The sequence below is a fragment of the Pantoea sp. F_5 genome (assembly GCF_008631595.1).
GTDB classification, from domain to species: domain Bacteria; phylum Pseudomonadota; class Gammaproteobacteria; order Enterobacterales; family Enterobacteriaceae; genus Pantoea; species Pantoea gossypiicola.
This window is the reverse complement of sequence record NZ_VWUO01000014.1, coordinates 50842-68232: the sequence shown is the minus strand read 5'-3', so window position 1 is coordinate 68232 and position 17391 is coordinate 50842. Positions and strand designations below refer to the sequence as shown.

At 57.7% G+C, this 17391-nt stretch carries 17 protein-coding genes; 5 read left to right on the top strand and 12 right to left on the bottom strand.

Annotated features, from left to right (window positions below; translation table 11 throughout):
• Positions 1-2 precede the first annotated feature (2 nt).
• Genes F3I44_RS17700 through F3I44_RS17690 form a run of 3 tightly spaced genes read right to left on the bottom strand, consistent with a single transcriptional unit; the run spans position 3 to position 3456 of the window.
• Positions 3-710 carry a class II glutamine amidotransferase gene (locus F3I44_RS17700; protein WP_150014512.1) on the bottom strand — a complete coding sequence of 236 codons (708 nt, stop codon included), beginning with the start codon at positions 708-710 and terminating at the stop codon, positions 3-5.
• Positions 698-1972 carry an acetyl-CoA carboxylase biotin carboxylase subunit family protein gene (locus tag F3I44_RS17695; RefSeq protein WP_150014510.1) on the bottom strand — a complete coding sequence of 425 codons (1275 nt, stop codon included), beginning with the start codon at positions 1970-1972 and terminating at the stop codon, positions 698-700. The genes F3I44_RS17700 and F3I44_RS17695 overlap by 13 nt, the downstream gene beginning before the upstream one ends.
• A 17-nt stretch (positions 1973-1989) precedes the next feature.
• The gene (locus tag F3I44_RS17690) at positions 1990-3456 is read right to left on the bottom strand and encodes a hypothetical protein (RefSeq protein WP_150014508.1); all 1467 of its coding nucleotides are present in this window, start codon (positions 3454-3456) and stop codon (positions 1990-1992) included.
• A gap of 168 nt (positions 3457-3624) precedes the next feature.
• Between F3I44_RS17690 and F3I44_RS17685 the strand changes: the two genes are divergently transcribed.
• Entirely contained in the window at positions 3625-5085 is a 1461-nt protein-coding gene (locus F3I44_RS17685; RefSeq protein ID WP_150014506.1) for a PLP-dependent aminotransferase family protein, read from the top strand.
• Here the strand turns inward: F3I44_RS17685 and F3I44_RS17680 are convergent.
• From F3I44_RS17680 to F3I44_RS17640, 9 genes are all read right to left on the bottom strand, one after another.
• Positions 5082-6332 (bottom strand): valine--pyruvate transaminase, encoded by a 1251-nt coding sequence (locus F3I44_RS17680; protein WP_150014504.1) that lies wholly within the window; start codon positions 6330-6332, stop codon positions 5082-5084. The two genes, F3I44_RS17685 and F3I44_RS17680, sit on opposite strands and share 4 nt — an antisense overlap.
• Before the next feature lie 81 nt (positions 6333-6413).
• Positions 6414-7388, bottom strand: coding sequence for a glyoxylate/hydroxypyruvate reductase GhrB (ghrB, locus tag F3I44_RS17675; protein WP_150014502.1), 975 nt, complete (start codon positions 7386-7388; stop codon positions 6414-6416).
• A 133-nt stretch (positions 7389-7521) separates the two neighbouring features.
• Entirely contained in the window at positions 7522-8802 is a 1281-nt protein-coding gene (locus F3I44_RS17670; protein ID WP_150014500.1) for an MFS transporter, read from the bottom strand.
• A 34-nt stretch (positions 8803-8836) separates the two neighbouring features.
• Positions 8837-9796: a sugar kinase gene (locus F3I44_RS17665; RefSeq protein WP_150014498.1), complete on the bottom strand. Its 960-nt coding sequence runs from the start codon at positions 9794-9796 to the stop codon at positions 8837-8839.
• Positions 9797-9805: 9 nt separating this feature from the next.
• Positions 9806-10555, bottom strand: coding sequence for a sugar phosphate isomerase/epimerase (locus F3I44_RS17660; RefSeq protein ID WP_150014496.1), 750 nt, complete (start codon positions 10553-10555; stop codon positions 9806-9808).
• 139 nt (positions 10556-10694) lie between these two features.
• The gene (locus F3I44_RS17655; RefSeq protein WP_150014494.1) at positions 10695-11720 is read right to left on the bottom strand and encodes a LacI family DNA-binding transcriptional regulator; all 1026 of its coding nucleotides are present in this window, start codon (positions 11718-11720) and stop codon (positions 10695-10697) included.
• Between the two features lie 65 nt (positions 11721-11785).
• A complete protein-coding gene (locus F3I44_RS17650; RefSeq protein WP_150014492.1) occupies positions 11786-12769 on the bottom strand; it encodes a LacI family DNA-binding transcriptional regulator in 984 nt (327 codons plus the stop codon).
• 134 nt (positions 12770-12903) lie between these two features.
• Positions 12904-13566 (bottom strand): OmpA family lipoprotein, encoded by a 663-nt coding sequence (locus F3I44_RS17645; protein WP_150014490.1) that lies wholly within the window; start codon positions 13564-13566, stop codon positions 12904-12906.
• Positions 13567-13676: 110 nt separating this feature from the next.
• The gene (locus F3I44_RS17640; RefSeq protein WP_150014488.1) at positions 13677-14243 is read right to left on the bottom strand and encodes a DNA-3-methyladenine glycosylase I; all 567 of its coding nucleotides are present in this window, start codon (positions 14241-14243) and stop codon (positions 13677-13679) included.
• A gap of 206 nt (positions 14244-14449) precedes the next feature.
• Here F3I44_RS17640 and F3I44_RS17635 point away from each other — a divergent pair, with 206 nt between their 5' ends.
• The 4 genes from F3I44_RS17635 (at position 14450) to dnaC (ending at position 17216) form a co-directional block, all read left to right on the top strand.
• Entirely contained in the window at positions 14450-15079 is a 630-nt protein-coding gene (locus tag F3I44_RS17635; protein ID WP_223811695.1) for an autotransporter, read from the top strand.
• Between the two features lie 74 nt (positions 15080-15153).
• Positions 15154-15828, top strand: a complete 675-nt coding sequence (locus F3I44_RS17630; protein WP_150014484.1) for a hypothetical protein — start codon at positions 15154-15156, stop codon at positions 15826-15828.
• A 111-nt stretch (positions 15829-15939) separates the two neighbouring features.
• Entirely contained in the window at positions 15940-16476 is a 537-nt protein-coding gene (dnaT, locus tag F3I44_RS17625) for a primosomal protein DnaT (protein ID WP_150014482.1), read from the top strand.
• Positions 16476-17216, top strand: a complete 741-nt coding sequence (dnaC, locus tag F3I44_RS17620) for a DNA replication protein DnaC (protein ID WP_150014562.1) — start codon at positions 16476-16478, stop codon at positions 17214-17216. Before dnaT ends, dnaC begins: the two co-directional genes overlap by 1 nt.
• Positions 17217-17391 lie beyond the last annotated feature (175 nt).

Genomic DNA, 17391 nt, shown 5'->3' with positions numbered 1-17391 from the left:
TATCACTCCCTAAACGGTATTTCATAGAGTTCATGATTGTTCATTCGCCGCCAGTTACCGGCGCTGCCTGGTATTGTCACGGGTTCAGAGGCGATCAGCGTGCAACCGTCCTGTTGCCGAAAATGCATCGTAAAATAGTCAGGGAAAGGGGTGTCGTGCGGGTACCACTGCCATGCCCAGGCTTTGTCGCGGGTGACGAAGATGGCATTGCCTGCGCTGCCGCCTGGCTCAATCTGCGCCATCTTTGCGCGCAGATAGTCGCGAGTGAAATCGGCGGGTGTGGTCTGATCCACCAGGTAGCGCAGATACTCTTCGGAATCAAAGCGGGATTCCGCCAGGCCAAGCTGGCGGTAAATCGTCGGCAGAAAGCCGTTATGCATCATGTACCACTGATGTCCGGCGCTGTTGCGCCACAGCGGATGCGAAAATTCGATCCCCTGATTTTTAGTCAGCGTGGCATGACGCACATGCACCGCCAGAAACCGGCTACGCAGGCGATCGACATCTATCCCCGGCAGGGCATCTGCGAACGGGCCAGTGCCGTGCAGGTTTCGAATCTCGCCCTCTTCCAGCCACAGACAGCCCCAGCCGTTGGGATGTGATTTGATCGGACCATCGTGTTCGGCACCCTCGCCGCAGCTCATGGCCCGCGCCGCCTCCAGAATCCGGGCGCTGTCGAACTGGCCATGCGCCAGAATCATCCTGCACATACTTTGTCTCTCCCTGCGGTGATGGATTGCGCGGCAATCACATGCTGAAACGCAGTCATAATGGGTTCACGCGCAGTGGCCGTCAGGCTGAACGTTGCCAGAATGCCTGCGTGGCGGGTCAGATCGGCATAGAGCGAGGATCGGTTTGAAACCTGTAATGATGGCAATCTGAGTGGTGGCAACAGCGCACCCTGCTGATGCTGATCGATCCAGCGTTCAGCCGCCTGCAACTGCGCCGGTTGCCGTAACCGCAGCTGGCCGACCGCACCGGATCGAGTGAAGGTAAAGGCGGGCAGTGCGCCGCCCGCTTCCAGCCGGAAGGTGACTTCCGCCCAGTTGATGCCCGTCGTCGCCTGCACCAGTGTCGCCACGCCCATGCCGGAGAGCCGGAATCCCATCTCCAGGAAATGCGGCACGCCATTCACCATAATGAAATCGATGTGAAACGCGCCCTGACGATAGCCAAAGGTTTCGCAGCAGAAGGTCATCAGACTGCTGAACGACGCTGGCAGGGCCGCTGCCGCCATCGCCACATGCCCCGACTCATAAAAGCTGACGCAGTCTTCACTATCACGGTGCTGCTCTATCACCTTCTGGCAGCAGGTCAGTGCCAGAGGATGCCCCTGATGCACCACGCCCTGCAATGAAAACTCCTCGCCGATCAAGGCACTTTCCACAATAAAGCCGCTGAAGCCGCGTCCGCCATAGTTCATGGTCTGTACCAGCTGTGTTACCACGCTGTGCAGCTGATCGGCGCGCTCAATCAGCCAGATACCCAGTCCGCCACCGCCATCAACCGGCTTCACGACGCAGGGATAGATCAGCGCCTGTTCCGCATCCAGAATGCTGAGCGGCGAGGCAAAAAAGCGGAACTCCGGCTGCGGAAAGCGCGGCCAGGCTTTTTTCAGCGCCATGCGCTGCGCATATTTATCCAGCGGGATAAAGGCAGCGGGCGCGTCAGGCCCGGCCAGCATCTCGCGCAGCCGTCCGGCGCTGGCGTTGTAGGCTTCAAAGCCCGCCAGCACCACCATCGGATGCGCCAGCAAACCGGCGTGCAGATAGGCCTGCATGACCTCCCACGGATTCTCAGGACGGTCGAGGCGGATGATCAGATCAAACGGCAGCGCCAGGCTTAAGGACTGGTAATCGACAAAATCGCCCATTTCCGCCAGTACGGTGAAATAGCCATCGCGCTTTGCCACCTCACAGTAGGGGTTCTGGCCATCGCGGGTAGCGCCAATTTGCAGAAAAATCTTTTTCATCGCCTTGCCTTACCGGGTTAACGCCCGGAAATGATTTCTGTCACGATGTCGTTGAGCACACCGTTATTGACCTGAATCACCGCTTTGTGGGGATCGAAACGCAGGACGCGCGACAGCGGATCGCGGCTTTTGCCCTCAAGCAGGGAGCTGACCGGTCTGCTCTGCCAGCAGTGCCGCATCTGCGTCAGCGTCAGGCCAGAGAGCTGTGTTAACTGCTGTGCCAGTGCGAGATCCTCGCTGCGTTGCTCAAGCAGGTCGCGAATGATGGTTTCATCCAGCGCAATCTGCTGCTGCGACAGCCACTGTCCGAGCTGTTCTCCCTGCGCCAGGAAGGGTGAGTAGATCATGCAGATCAGCTGATCTTCACTAAGATTAAACGCCTGCAGGGCGAAGTCCGCCGCACGCTGCCGCTGCTGGTGGATGGCGTCGTCATCCTGATAACGTGCCGCCATCTCATCAATTAGCTGTGGCGGGAAATCTTTCTTCACCATCAGCCCCAGCGCAAAGCGCACATATTCGCGGATCCCCTCGGCATAGTTACGCTGCAGCAGCGTTTCAGCCCGCAGTCCGCGCAGGTGAGCCATCAGCGTCGGATTACCGCAGTCGGACTCAGAAAAGCTGAACATCAGTTCATCAAAACGGAAACGCATAAATTCGCTCAGCAGTGCCCAGTGCGCGCCCGCTTCATAGGCGGTGTCCTGATAGATGTTGAAAAACAGCGGATCGCGCGCCAGCTGGTGAGTAATGCGGTGCGCGGGTGTCAGTTGATCGGCACCGTACACCTCGGAGAAGTAGCGCTCAGCCACGCCGTCCAGCGTCTGGAGAAAGCCACTGAAGCCGCGGCTTTTATGGGTGACGTGCGCATCAAACAGCCGTGAGAGGTGCCGCGCCCAGGCAACATAGGCGGCCTGCTCCTGCGGCGAGTCGCCGGTAACAATCAGATCCACACCGCCGTTGTAGTCTGCCGCCAGGCCAAAGGAGTTCACCATGCTGAGATTACAGGCATTGCAGAAGGTGGAGCGACCATCGGCGCGAAAGCGGTGTCCATTCATCAGCACATCATGGCGGTTCTGCTGCCGCACGCTCTCCGGCATCGGCAGGTCGCGGGCAAACGGCCGGATCAGCAGGCCATCCACCACCAGACATTCCGCCCGTTCATCGTCATGCATCGCCAGCGCCTGATAAACGCGGTGGATATTCTCCATCACGCTCTGATTCATCGCCGCGTGGCGGTTGGTACTGACCCGAAGAGAGAAAGTGCTGCCCTGCTGCTGCCAGATCAGGCCCTGAATGTATCGCACATAAGCCACCATGTAGCTGCTGTCTTTTCCGCCGCCATAGGCGAGCAGCACACGGTTGTTCTCCAGCTGCAGCTTATCCGGTAACGCCGCCAGCAGGCGGGCGGAGCAGCGCTGAGTCGACGCCATGATCGCGGGCGACAGATACGCTTCAATCTCCTTCATCATGGCGGGCAGATTATTCATTTCTCGCATTTCCCTCAGGTGAACAGAATCGCTTTAGGGTCTGAAGCCCGGTGGCTGGCGGGGTCGCCGTGCCGTTCAGCATCATGAATAATTAAGAGATGCAGCCTAAAGTACTTTGAATGTACTCTGTTGAATATGCACAGATCAGCGCGATATGGGGTGGAACAGATGGCCGATGTTATCGGGGAACACGAGAGTCAGAGCAGTCGTTACCGCCAGATAGCAGAACAGATCAAGCAGGCCATTCATGCCGGTTCGCTGGCTCCCGACAGCCGTCTGCCATCGGTTCGCACGCTGGCGACGCAGTACAATGTCAGCCTCACCACCGCCCTGAAAACATTGCGCACGCTGGAAGATGAGCGCTACGCCGTCGCCCGTCCTAAATCGGGCTTTTTTGTCGCCCCGCTGCGGCCCTCTTCACGACAGCTGCCCGCCATAAGCGAACAGCCACACGCCATCGCACCGCTGGATGAACAGACCGAACTGCATCTGGCGATGCTTGGCTCAGACTGCCGGGTACGCCTCGATCTGGCTAACGGCGACAGCGCGCTCTATCCGGTCAAGCGCATCGGCCTGCTGATGCGCCAGATGGGTTACAGCAAACCCGCCCTGCTCGGCAATACGGTCAAGGGCACCGGCTATGCGCCGCTGAAAACGGAGATTGCCCGCCGTGCGGTCGATTACGGCTGCAATATCAGCACCGATGATATCCTGATCACCAACGGCTGCATCGAGGCGATCTCGCTGTCGCTGCGCGCCACCACCCAGCCGGGGGATGTGGTCGCCGTAGAGTCACCCTGCTATTTCGTGCTGCTGCAGATGCTACATAACCTGAATCTGCGGGTGATTGAAGTGGAAGCCGGGCCGGAAGGGTATGTGAATGTGGCGAAGCTGACCGGGCTGTTTCAGCGTAAAGCGGTGCGGGTCTTTCTTACCCTGTGCAACATCAATAATCCGCTGGGCAAAAGCATTCCCAACGAGCATAAAGCCTATATTGCGCGGCAGGCGGATGAAAACGATGTGGTGATCATTGAGGATGATATTTTTGGCGATACCGCCTTTGGTGAGCGTCGCCCCTTCCCGATGCGCGCCTTCAGCCCCAATGCCATTCTCTGCAGCGGCTTCTCTAAAACCGTGGCACCGGGCATTCGTATTGGCTGGGTGCACAGCGTCAACTACATGCGCAAAATCGCTTCACTCAAATATACCTCTACGATGGGCACCTCAGTGCTGTCACAGGCGGCGGTAGCGGAGCTGCTGCGCAGCGGCGGCTATGATGCTCACCTGCGCAAACTGCGGCGCGAGCTGGCGTGGCAAATCCGTGAAATGCGGCAGTCGGTACTGCGGGAATTTCCGGCGGGAACGCAGGTGTCCGATCCGGAAGGAGGCTATGTGCTGTGGGTGGAAATGCCACGAGGGGCACTGAACGTGCGTGAGCTGTTTCTGAAAGCGCGCAATGCGGGCATCGGGATTGCGCCGGGCCACATTTTTGCCACCGATCAGCGCTACGATCACTGTTTCCGGCTGAATGCCGGTTTCGGCTGGAATGCGGAGGTGGAACAGGCGATTCAGCAGCTGGCACAGTGGTGCCAGCTGTCGTTAACCGATTCACAGGAAGAGCAGGATTAACTGTCGCGCCAGGCGATCTCAACCTCTTCAGCCAGAATCTGCACTGCCCGCTCGATGTTCTCTGCATCCGGCACGTAGTTCATCCGCATACATTGATGGGTGTGCGGCCACGCCTGTTCCAGTCCCGGGAAGAAGAAGTGGCCCGGCACCATCAGCACGCCGCGTGCTTTAAGCCGCTGATAAAGCAATTCGGTGGTGATCGGCAGATCGCGGAACCAGAGCCAGAGGAAAATCGCCCCTTCCGGCTTATGGATCAGGCAGCGCTCTTCCGTCAGATAGCGCCGCAGGATCGCGATGGTCTGCTGCACCTTCTGCTGATAGAACGGCTTGATCACCTCTTCGGAGAGCCGCAACAGATCGCCACGACGGATCATCTCATTAGCGATAGCCGGACCGATGCTGCCTGGCGCCAGGCTGATGATCCCGTTCATATTGCTCAGCGCAGTAATGGTCTTCTCGTCTGCGATAATGATGCCGCAACGCGCACCCGGCAGGCCGAGCTTCGACAGGCTCATGCAGAGAATGATGTTGGGATTCCACAGCGGGCGCACCTCGCTGAAGATGATGCCGGGGAACGGCACGCCATAGGCATTGTCGATCAGCAGCGGCACGTCATGCTGCTGTGCCAGCGCATCGAGCTGCATCAGCTCATCATCGGTGATCACATTGCCGGTGGGGTTGGTCGGACGCGAAACGCAGATCAGCCCGACATCATCGTTCATCGGCAGATGCTCGAAATCGACATGGTATTTAAACTGGCCTTCCGGCAGCAGCTCAATGTTCGGCTTCGCCGAGACAAACAGCTCCTCTTCCAGACCGGCATCTGCATAGCCAAGATATTCAGGTGCCAGCGGGAACAGCACCCGCTTTTTGCTGCCATCGGTCCGGCGACCGGCGTACAGGTTGAACAGATAGAAGAAGGCACTCTGGCTGCCATTCGTCAGCGCGATATTCTCTGCGCTAATCGGCCAGCCGAGCTGTTCACTCAGCAGTCCGGCCAGCGACGCCAGCAGCGTCGCTTTGCCACGCGGACCGTCATAATTGCACAGCGCCTCGCTGAGTTTGCCTTCCTCATGCATCTGCTGCAGCAGTTGCTGAAAGTAGTCGTTCATGGCCGGAATTTGCGCCGGATTACCGCCACCCAGCATGATGGTGCCGGGCGTGCGGAGGCCCGCGCCCATATCTTCCATCAGACGTGAGATGCCGGAATGTTGGGTAAATTTGTCGCCGAACTGAGAAAAGGACATAGCGGTTAAATATTTGTGATAGCGAATCGGGGGTCCACCATAACGCCCGCCATCGGCGGGCGCAATGGGAAGGCGTGGGGATTACTTCAGCGCCTGCGGGTTAACGCAGTTTTTCTCAACGCTGCCGCCGAGCGCGGCGATGAGATTTTCTACCGCATCCTGCATCATGCCGTAACGGGTTTCATGCGTTGCTGAACCGATGTGCGGCAGCGTCACCACATTAGGCAGCGACAGCAGCGGAGAGTCGGCAGAGACCGGCTCCTGCTCAAACACATCCAGCCCCGCGGCGTGCAGTTTGCCCGCCTGCAACGCGGCAATCAGCGCCTGCTCATCCACCACCGGCCCGCGACCGGCGTTGATCAGCACCGCATCCGGCTTCATCAGTTCCAGCTCGGCGGCACCGATCAGATGGTGCGTCTCTTCCGTCAGCGGCAGGCTGATGCAGACAAAATCACTCTGCTTCAGCAATGCTTCCAGTTCACAGCGCTGCGCGCCAAAGCGCGACTGCGCCTCTTCATGTTCGCGGCGGGCGTTGTAGAGGATTTTCATGCCGAAGCCAAAGTGCGCGCGCTGCGCCAGCGCCATGCCGATACGACCCATGCCGAGAATACCCAGCGTTTTATGGTGCACGTCGATGCCGAACTGCGCCGGACCGATGCTCTTCTGCCAGTTGCCCGCTTTCACCCAGGCATCCAGCTCCGGCACCCGGCGCGCCGTGCTCAGCACCAGTGCCATCATCGTGTCCGCCACGGTTTCGGTCAGCACGGTCGGGGTGTGCATCAGCACCACGTGACGCTGATTCAGTGCATCAACATCGAAATTGTCATAGCCCACAGAGACGCTGGAGCAGACGCGCAGATTGGGCATTTTCGCCAGCAGCTCGCCGTTCACCTTACCGCCCGATCCCAGCAGCCCTTCTGCCTGCTGAAACACTGCAGCGTGCTGCTGTTGGCTTTCTGGCGACAGATCGCTGATTTCCGTCACGTCACACTGTTCAGCCAGGCGTGCGTAGAGATCATCAGGCAGTTTTTTATAGAGAATTACAGCGGGTTTCATTCAGTGGCTCCCGTTCAATAAGTAGCGGGCGGCTTGCGGGCCGCCCGGAGAAACAGAGATTAACGATTACGCTTTTAGTTTGCTGACTAAGTCCTGGGCGCTTATAAATCAGCACTCTCTAGCGTTTACGCTTTCAGGCCGGTTTCGCACCCTGCAGCGGTGGTGCTTTATTCTGCGCCGGTTTTACAATCAGCGTCAGCCACACCGAAACCAGCAGGGCCGACCCCATGAAGATGTAAGACGCCGACGGGCTGCCGGTGGCCCCATTAAGATAGCCGACAATCCATGAACCGATGAACGACCCCAGCGCACCCATGCTGTTGATCAGCGCCATCGCGCCACCCGCGACATTACGTGGCAGCATCTCAGGAATGATGGCGAAGAACGGTCCGTAAGGGGCATACATCGCGGCACCGGCAATCACTAACAGGGTGTAGGACATCCAGAAATTGGTCGATCCCACCAGATACGAGCCAAGGAATGCCAGCGCGCCAATCAGCAGCAGCGGCCAGACGAACAGCTTACGATTCTGGGTTTTGTCCGACGCCCAGGAGACCACCACCATCGCAATGGTCGCCGCCAGATACGGCACCGCTGAGAGCCAGCCTGCTTCTACCATGCCCATCTGCGTACCGTTGCGCAGAATCGACGGCAGCCACAGTACAAAGCCATACACGCCGATGCTCCAGGCAAAGTACTGCAGGCAGAGAAGGATGACGTTGCGGTTACGGAACGCTTCGCCGTAGTTACGCACCGCTTTGATGTTTTCCTGCTCTTTTTGCAGTTCAGCCTGCAATGCTGCTTTTTCGGCATCGCTCATCCAGCGCGCCTGTGCCGGTTTATCCTGCACAAGGAACCACCAGGCAATCGCCCAGACCACTGCCGGAATGCCTTCGAAGATAAACATCTCGCGCCAGCCAAAGGATTCAATCAGATAGCCCGACACCACCGACATCCACAGTACCGTGACCGGATTCCCCAGGATGAGGAAGGTGTTGGCGCGCGAACGTTCCGATTTGGTGAACCAGTTGCTGATATAAATCAGCATCGCAGGCATCACGGCGGCTTCCACGACGCCCAGAACAAAGCGAATCGCGGCCAGCATCGGAATGTTGCTGACCACCCCGGTCAGCGAGGCACAACCGCCCCACAGGATCAGACAGACGAAAATCAGTTTTTTGACGCTGCGACGTTCGGCGTAAATTGCCCCAGGGATCTGAAAGAAGAAGTAACCCAGGAAGAACAGCGCCCCCAGCAGCGAGGACATGCCTTTAGTGATGCCGAGATCGTCATTAATCCCGGCAGCAGAAGCGAAGCTAAAATTTGCACGATCGAGATACGCCAGGCTGTAGGTGATAAAAACGATGGGCATGATGAACCACCAGCGTTTTGGCGCGATTGTCTGCTTTTTCATCGGGAACTCCTGTGTCTGTTGAGATGCGCGTGAACTACTCGTCGCCCAGTTGCTGACGCGTCGGCAGACCTTCGCTGTCACCAATGACCTGAATCGCCATCGAACCAATTTTGTTGCCGCGCCGAATCGCCTGCGGCAGTGACTGACCTTCCAGCAGCGCGCTGATGACGCCAACGGCAAAGCCATCACCGGCACCCACCGTATCCACCACGTTATCGACTTTAATCGCCGCAACCTGACCCTGTTCGCCCTGAGCGGTTTTATACCAGGCACCGTCACAACCGGTTTTAATCACGACGGCTTTCACACCCCTGTCGAGATAGAAATCCGCGATCGCTTCCGGCTGACGATAACCGGTCAGAATCAGCCCCTCTTTTTCGCCCGGCAGTACCCAGTCGGCATACTCCGCCAGCAGATTGAGCTGCTTACGCATCTCCTCTTCGCTGCGCCACAGCACCGGCCGCAGGTTCGGATCAAACGAGATGGTTTTGCCGCGCGAACGCATCTCTTTAGCGGTGTGCTTCAGCAGTTCTAATGAGCTTTCTGACAGCGCCGCCGCCACACCGCTGAGGTGCAGATGGCGCGCCGAGCCGAAATAGTCCGCGTCAAAATCATCGACCGAGAGATGGCTGGCAGCCGAGCCTTTACGGAAATATTCCACCAGCGGATCGGAACCGTCATCGACTTTGGATTTGAGCTGAAAACCGGTGGGATAACGCTTATCGACCGTCACACAGGCGTGATCGATACCCTCTTTTTCCAGTTGCTGGCAGATAAACCGGCCAAAAGCGTCATCGCCGATACGACTGACCCAGCCCACTTTCAGGCCAAGACGTGCCAGGCCGGTCGCCACATTGAGTTCTGCGCCCGCCGCGCGTTTAACAAAGGTCTCTGCTGCGGCCAGATCGCCGGTCTCGCGGGCGATGAACATCGCCATCGCTTCGCCGATGGTGACAACATCAAGTGGACCGTTGTGATGATTAGTGTGCGTCATATCTGTTCCTTACACGTTACGCAGCAGCGACACGTAGTGGCGCGTCACCGCAGTCAGATCGTCGCCTTCCAGCGGAAATTCAATACCGCGCGGCGCGCGCGCAGGCAGTTGTTGCAGCAGCGTGCGCCAGTGGTCATCAGCCTCATCCAGCGCAATCGCCCGGAAGCTATTCTGATGTGGCACGGCGGCTTTGACATGCACATAGCCCACCTGCGCGGCCAGTTGCTCTGCTGCCTGATCGGCGTCTTCGCCGGTCCAGCACCAGTTACCCATATCAAAGGTCATGCTGATCGGCAGATCGGCTTCGCGTACCGCTGTGAAAAACGCAACGGACGGTGCCAGCCGGCCATGTTCGGTCTGGTCGTTTTCCACGGTCAGCCGAAAGGGCAGATCGGCCAGCAGCGCCTGCAACGTTTCGCGAGGCAGCGTACCGGTAAAGTCTCCCAGCGCCACTTTCAGCCGCTGCGCGTTTAGCTGGCGTGCCTCTTCAAGGTAGTGGGTCAGGCGTGGATTGATTTCGCCGCCGTCACAAAACAGCGTATCCGGCACTGAATAGCTGGCATGTAGCTGATGCTCAGCTATCGCCCCGGCCAGCGCCGGCAGATCGGCCAGCGCCGCATCATCCAGTAGTTCGCGGCGGATTTCGACCCCGTCAGCGCCCGCCTGCTGGATGACTGGCAGCAGCGCAGCCTGACCGCCGAGTGCGGCGATCTGCGTGTGGCCATAAGCGGCGGTCACCACGATAATGTCAGGTTTCATGTTCTACTCCATGGCAGAGGTCTGCCCATAACGAATAGAAAAACCCTAAATGGAACCGGTTCCAAAGCAAAGCAGCAAACGGTGAAATTATGATCGTGCTCACGAAGCGAGCATGTAAACAGGAGGTTAAATCTGAAACTCAGCCCAGCGGCTGGCTGGAGCCACGAACGATCAGTTCACCCGAGAAGACCTGCTCGGCAACCGGCAATTCGCTGCCCTCTATGCGCGCAATCAATCGCTCCAGCGCGCTGAAGCCAATCTGCCAGGTCGGCTGTTTCAGCGTGGTAATGCCGACACCGGCCAGCGCCGCCCACTCCAGTTCGTCGAAACCGAGCAGGCCGATATCACGGCCCCAGTGCAGATTTAGTCGTTGCAGCGATCGCGCCACCTGCAGCGTCAGTGCTCCGTTGGCCACCATCACCGCGCAGCGTTTACCGGTGTGACGTTGCTGGAAGGCCAGAAGCGCCTGATCCAGTGCGGCGGGCTGGTGCAGCGGCACTTCCGCATTTTCATGTTCAACCTGCGGATGCGCCGCCAGCAACTGGCGGAAGGCCTGCAGACGCTCACGGCGCGTATTCACACTACCCAGGGGCTCGCTGAGAAACAGCAGCGCCTCATAGCCATTGTCGATCAGATGGCGTGTGGCCGTCTCGGCCGCTTCGGCATTGTTCAGGCCCACCACATCGCAGGGAAAGTCGGGGATTTTGCGATCAATCAGCACCATCGGCAGCAGGGACTGCTGCAGATGGCTGAGCACCTCTTCACGCATGCCGACTGCGTTAACCACGATGCCCTCAACCTGATAACTGCTCAGCAGTTGCAGATAGTGCTGCTCCAGATCCACTTCGTTGTTGGTGTTACACATCAGCAGCGTGAAACCCTGCTCCCGGCAGGCAGCTTCGATGCCGCTCATCACATCGACGGAATAGGGATTAGTAATGTCGGCGATAATCAGCCCAATCAGGCGGGTACGTCCGCGCTTCAGGCCGCGCGCCATTTGACTCGGACGGTAGCTGAGGTCCGCTATCGCCTGTTCAATCCGCGCTTTTAAGTCGGCAGAGAGCAGATGCAGCTCGCCATTAAGATAGCGTGAAACGCTGGTTTTACCGGTTCGTGCCGCGTGAGCAACATCGCTGATAGTGGCGCGAGGCGGCCTGATTTTCATGAGATATCCTGCGAAATAAGAAACCTGGCAGAGACTAGCACAAGCGAAGCCCGGCGCAAAAAGTGCTAGGCCGGTAATTGCAGCCAGGGTTGCCACAGGGTCTGTAACGTTTCCGGCGGTTCGCCGTTGATCAGCCTGATAACCATGTCAGCCACCTGTTCGCCAGCCTGATGCGGCGTTGCCTGGCGAATCGCGACAATGGGATGATCGAGAATCGCATCACGCGGTAATCCTTCCCAGCCTGCGAGCAGAATGGCGTTTTCGCCCGCGGCCCGGCCGGCCTGCTGCAGCGCCAGGGCTGCGCCTTCAGCCAGCGCAGCGCAGTCGGTGATAATCACTTCCGGCGCAGATTCCTCTGCCAGCCACTCACGCGTCTGGTGATAGCCTGCACGGCGCGACGGTGCGACCGCCGCCATCGCATAAGGCGCAACGTCACCCAGCGCGGTCAGATAACCCTGACGCCGATCACGTACCCGTGTGCTGTTTTCATTGCTGCCGAGCCAGGCTATCCGCTGCCGTCCCTGCGCCAGCGACCAGCCCACCGCCAGTTGTGAACCGGCAAGGTGATCAATATCAAACCAGGCGTAGGCGGCGGGCAGATCGCTGCGGCCCAGCGCCAGAAAGCGAAAACGGGTTTGCATCAGCGCATTCAGTCGGCTGTCTTCTGGCGTGGTATGGCCGACAATCAGGGCATCGACGGCCCCACTACGCAGCAGGCGCGTCAGGGTTGAGTGACTCTGCTGCTGTTTATCCGCCAGTAACAGCAGGTTAATTTCATGACGGGCAAGATGATGATCCAGCGCCAGCAGCATGTCGCTGAAGTCGCTGCCACTCAGGGAAGACTCAATGAGCGGATAAACGAGCCCTACTGCATTGGCACGACCGGTTTTCAGCCGCCGGGCCGCCGCATTAGGTCGATAATTGCGCCGCTGCGCTTCTTCTTCAATGCGTTTACGCGTCTCCTGAGCGACATCCTGATAACCATTAAGCGCGCGGCTGACAGTCGTAACGGAAAGGCCTAAAACTGCAGCGATGGCTTTAAGAGACATGGGGCAAGTCCACTGATCAATTTTTGATCAGACTACCATAGAGCCTCTGCTGGCTCTATCCGCAGAAACATTACTGGTGCTTTTAACGTGATGCTTTACAGAAAAAATACGCCCCCGTTCGGGGGCGATCGCGATTATCCCAGCGGGGTGAGCGTAATTTCAACGCGACGGTTTTGTGCTTTGCCTGCTTCGGTGCTGTTGGTGGCAACCGGGTTATCCGGGCCTGCACCCTGTGTACGCAGGCGGTCGCTGGCAACACCCTGCACGATCAACGCACTGGCAACACTTTCAGCACGCTGCTGTGACAGACGCATGTTCAGCGCGCGACTGCCAGTACTGTCGGTATAACCCACGACGTTTACCGCGGTTTTCGGATACTCTTTCAGCACCATTGCAACACCGGTCAGGGTGTTCGCGCCTGCGGGTTTCAGATTACTGCTGCTGGAGTCGAAGGTGACATTGTTTGGCATATTCAGGACGATGTTATCGCCGTTGCGGGTTACGCTAACGCCGGTCCCGCGCATCTTGTCACGCAGTTTGGCTTCCTGCACATCCATGTAGTAACCCACGCCACCGCCCAGCGCTGCGCCGCCTGCGGCACCAATCAGCGCACCTTTACGACGATCTTTCTTCGACGAAGAGAGCACGCCAACACCGGCACCGACTAATGCGCCAAGGCCCGCGCCCACGCCTGATTTGCCCGCCTGGGATTCGCCGGTGTAAGGATTGGTGGTACAACCGGGCAGGGCCAGACTGCCGCTTAATAACAAGGTGATGGCGATTAATTTCTTCTGCATTTTTGTTCCCTTACATTCGACATACAGGGGAAAACCTTCCCCATAAGTGGCACGATTATGCCGTCTGGTGACCGGGAATGTAGTGCGGAAAAATCCTGATTTACCGGCAATTACGCCTTTTGATTGTCAGGATGACAAAAACAGTTGCTCTGATGATCGTTTATCAGCCCACAGGCCTGCATAAAGGAGTAGCAAATTGTCGGGCCGATGAATTTGAAACCACGCTGCTTCAGCGCCTTCGAGAGCGCAATGGCGTGCTCTGACGTGGTGGGTGCCTGGCTGTAATCAGGATAATGGTGAACAATTTGCATGTTATCGACAAAATGCCAGACGAAGTCGCTAAAATCCTCGCCTTTCGCTTCCATCTCAAGAAAAGCGCGGGCGTTAGCGATAATGGCGGCGACTTTGCCAGGGTGGCGAATAATGCCACTGTTGCGCATCAGCGCGTCGCAGTCGGCAGCATCCATCTGCGCAATAGCCTGAGGATCAAATTGATGAAACGCTGCCCGATAATTTTCACGCTTTTTCAGCACGGTAATCCATGAGAGTCCCGCCTGTTGTCCTTCCAGACAAAGCATCTCAAACAGTGCACGCGTGTCTCTCTGCGCCACACCCCATTCCCTGTCGTGATACGCCAGATAGAGGGGATCCTGCGTTACCCAGCCACATCGTTGCATCGTTTTGTTCCTTTATAGCGAGAATATTTTAGCGGTCCGCTTGATCTTAGAATTAATCGGTTGATAGTTAAACGATCACCGGTTAAATAACAGAGACGGGCCGAAAAATTCATTAAGACGCCATAACTTCAGCCTTGCCCGGAGAAGCGATGTTGCCGAGAAGCGGTTGGAAAGGTCTGCGGACCTGCTGTGCTGTAGGGCTGTTAATGTTAACGCAACCGACGTTTGCCCGCGGCGGCACCTCTGCGCCTCAGCACGCTGACTTTCTGCCCGACTACGACACGATTCTGACCGAGAAGATCGCCCTGACGCCACTCGCTTTCAGCGATGAGAGCCGCGCCCTGTTTGAAGCTGCAATTAACTCTCCTGCTGCTTCTCCCATCGCCCTGCATAGTGAAACCGGTAGCGTAGGCACCACGCCGCTGGGTAAACGCTATCGGGCTGGCGTTGATATGCCGATTGCGCCGTCATTGACTACCGGTCCGGTGGCACAGTATGCGGTCGATCCCCAGCAGATGAACTGTCTGCAATGTGACTACAGCGATCAGCAGAGCCGTGAGCAGAGCGCGAGCGTTGGCTGGCGCATCGATTCGCAGCAGGGATGGATATCGCCGTGGGCGCAGCTGAGTTATCACTATCTGATGGCAGATACACCGCAGAGCCCACGGCGCGAGGCGGCGAATGGCTCGGGTCAGTCCGACGGTATCGATTTAAGCGTCGGCGCACAAATGCCATTGAACGATAATCTGGCGGCTTTCGCGTCATTTTCACAAAGCGAAGCGCTGAATAACGACGAGCAGCAACTTTATAGCTTTGGCTTCAGCGCCAGCTTCTAGCGGGGCATGAAAAGAGAAAGGGAATCGGGCGTTTAAAATATAATGAGTCCGCTAATCATTATACTGGTAACAAAATGCGCAACGATTTGACAATTATTGGCCGTGAAATAGCGGTTTTTCTGCTGGCAGCCCTGTTTCTTGCCCTGACTATCGTCCCCGTCTACATTGATGTGGCCTGGATGAATGATGCACTTCACGAAACCTCTTTTACCGAAACCACCCAGGAATGCATGCTGGCGATGATCGCCGCGCTGTTTTTCATTGCGGCTCAACGCCGTCCCGCCCAGCGTGGAGCACTGACCTTAGTGGCGGGCTTTTACAGCTGCATGCTGATCCGCGAACTCGATTTTGTGTTTGATACCATCCAGCACGGCAGCTGGGTCTGGTTTGCCCTGGCGGTCACGGCGGGTTCGCTGGCCGTTGCGCTGCGAACGCCAAAGAAAACCCTGCATGCGCTGGCTAACCTGCTGCTGCACCGCAGCTGGCCGGTGATGGCCTCCGGCTTTTTAGTGGTGCTGGTCTTCTCCCGACTGTTTGGTGTGCATGCGCTGTGGCAGCATCTGATGCTGGGGGATTACAACCGAGTGGTAAAAAACATGGCCGAAGAGGGCACCGAGCTTCTGGGATATAGCCTCTGCTGGCTCGCCTCGGTTCGCTATTTATGGCAGACGCGCCCGGCCGCTGTCAGCGTCCGCGCTACTGAATATGCATCGGCCCGCCACAACGCCTCTCCGGTCACGTCGCACTGATTCGCATTCTGGCTTTTTAAGCGATCCGCACCCTCAAAACAGGTACAATAAACACTTCTGCGTCGGCGACAGGTTCCCGGCGCAAGGTGTTCGTTAACCTCAGGTCTTTTCATGTCAGCTAAAATCTTAACTTCAACGCTCATTGGCCTGGATGCCTTCCGACAGGATCCGCTGACTGCCCTGCAGCAGGCGGAAAAGGGCACGCTGGCGGTGTTAGATAATTATGCGCCGGTGATGTATGCCATCACGCCGGCGCGTCTGGCTGAACTGCTGGCGCTGGAAGCCGCCGCGCGGCAGCCGAATGATGTCGCACTGGATGACAGCCTCTATGACGATGCGCCTGCTGCAATTCACACGCCGGCAGGTAAATTTGTCATGTATCCTGGCTGGCAACCGGATGGCGACTTTACACGTCAGGCCGCCATCTGGGGCGTGGCGCTGAGTGAACCGGTGACGCCTGGCGAGCTGGCGGCCTTTGTGGCCTACTGGCAGGCGGAAGGCCGGATGTTCCATCATGTGCAGTGGCAACAGAAGCTGGCGCGCAGCCTTCAGATGAACCGCGCCGCAAACGGCGGGCAACCGAAGCGTGATATCACGCAGTTGCCTGATCCTGACCGTACCATTCCCGATGGTTTCCGAGGTGAATGATGAAAACGCCAGATGATCTCTTTAACCGTCTGAAAAGAATGATGCCTGCGGGCACCCGTCCTAAATTTGCCAATGGCAAAGAGCTGCTGGCGTGGAATCAGGAGCAGGGCCGCCTGCGATCTGAAGCGATTGTGCGTGAGAACCGCGCAATGAAAATGCAGCGCGTGATGGGCCGTTCCGGCATTCGCGAGCTGCACATGAACTGCTCGTTTGATAATTACCGCGTAGAGAACGAGGGACAGCGCAAAGCGCTGGAGCTGGCACGTCAGTACGCCGCTGAGTTTGATGGCAGCATCGCCAGCTTTGTCTTTTCCGGGCGTCCTGGCACCGGTAAAAACCATCTGGCCGCCGCGATTGGTAATGACCTGATCCTGCGCGGTAAAAGCGTGCTGATCGTGACAGTGGCCGATCTGATGTCGAGCATGAAGGGCACCTTCAGCGGCAGCAGCGGCATTACCGAAGAGCGACTGATTCAGGATCTCAGCAGTGTCGATCTGCTGGTGATTGATGAGATCGGTATGCAGAGCGAATCGCGCTACGAAAAAGTGATTATCAACCAGATTGTCGATCGCCGTTCTTCATCGAAACGCCCGACCGGCATGTTATCCAACCTCGACCATGCGGGCATGAATGCGCTGCTGGGCGAGCGCGTCATGGACCGTATGCGCCTGGGCAACAGCTTGTGGGTACGTTTCGACTGGGAAAGTTATCGCAGTCGGGTACGCGGCGACGAGTATTAAACAGAGGCTACGCCGGGTCATTGCGCTAATGAGGCCGCCGGTACAGCAGAAAAGCCAGGCTTAATCCGGCAATCTGATCGCCATCACGATCTCAGCCACCACCTATCGGGTTGTGTGAAACAGCCCGCAAAAGTGTGGCATGAAGAATGCGCCGGGGCTGATACACTCAATTCTT

Bases quoted from the DNA above. Each gene is read 5' to 3' on its own strand.
- F3I44_RS17655 (WP_150014494.1), bottom strand. From the start codon at position 11,720: ATGAAAATCAGGCCGCCTCGCGCCACTATCAGCGATGTTGCTCACGCG.
- dnaC (WP_150014562.1), top strand. From the start codon at position 16,476: ATGAAAACGCCAGATGATCTCTTTAACCGTCTGAAAAGAATGATGCCT.
- F3I44_RS17640 (WP_150014488.1), bottom strand. From the start codon at position 14,243: ATGCAACGATGTGGCTGGGTAACGCAGGATCCCCTCTATCTGGCGTAT.
- F3I44_RS17630 (WP_150014484.1), top strand. From the start codon at position 15,154: ATGCGCAACGATTTGACAATTATTGGCCGTGAAATAGCGGTTTTTCTG.
- F3I44_RS17700 (WP_150014512.1), bottom strand. From the start codon at position 710: ATGTGCAGGATGATTCTGGCGCATGGCCAGTTCGACAGCGCCCGGATT.
- dnaT (WP_150014482.1), top strand. From the start codon at position 15,940: ATGTCAGCTAAAATCTTAACTTCAACGCTCATTGGCCTGGATGCCTTC.
- F3I44_RS17660 (WP_150014496.1), bottom strand. From the start codon at position 10,555: ATGAAACCTGACATTATCGTGGTGACCGCCGCTTATGGCCACACGCAG.
- F3I44_RS17650 (WP_150014492.1), bottom strand. From the start codon at position 12,769: ATGTCTCTTAAAGCCATCGCTGCAGTTTTAGGCCTTTCCGTTACGACT.
- F3I44_RS17680 (WP_150014504.1), bottom strand. From the start codon at position 6,332: ATGTCCTTTTCTCAGTTCGGCGACAAATTTACCCAACATTCCGGCATC.
- F3I44_RS17695 (WP_150014510.1), bottom strand. From the start codon at position 1,972: ATGAAAAAGATTTTTCTGCAAATTGGCGCTACCCGCGATGGCCAGAAC.
- ghrB (WP_150014502.1), bottom strand. From the start codon at position 7,388: ATGAAACCCGCTGTAATTCTCTATAAAAAACTGCCTGATGATCTCTAC.
- F3I44_RS17670 (WP_150014500.1), bottom strand. From the start codon at position 8,802: ATGAAAAAGCAGACAATCGCGCCAAAACGCTGGTGGTTCATCATGCCC.
- F3I44_RS17635 (WP_223811695.1), top strand. From the start codon at position 14,450: ATGTTAACGCAACCGACGTTTGCCCGCGGCGGCACCTCTGCGCCTCAG.
- F3I44_RS17690 (WP_150014508.1), bottom strand. From the start codon at position 3,456: ATGAATAATCTGCCCGCCATGATGAAGGAGATTGAAGCGTATCTGTCG.
- F3I44_RS17645 (WP_150014490.1), bottom strand. From the start codon at position 13,566: ATGCAGAAGAAATTAATCGCCATCACCTTGTTATTAAGCGGCAGTCTG.
- F3I44_RS17665 (WP_150014498.1), bottom strand. From the start codon at position 9,796: ATGACGCACACTAATCATCACAACGGTCCACTTGATGTTGTCACCATC.
- F3I44_RS17685 (WP_150014506.1), top strand. From the start codon at position 3,625: ATGGCCGATGTTATCGGGGAACACGAGAGTCAGAGCAGTCGTTACCGC.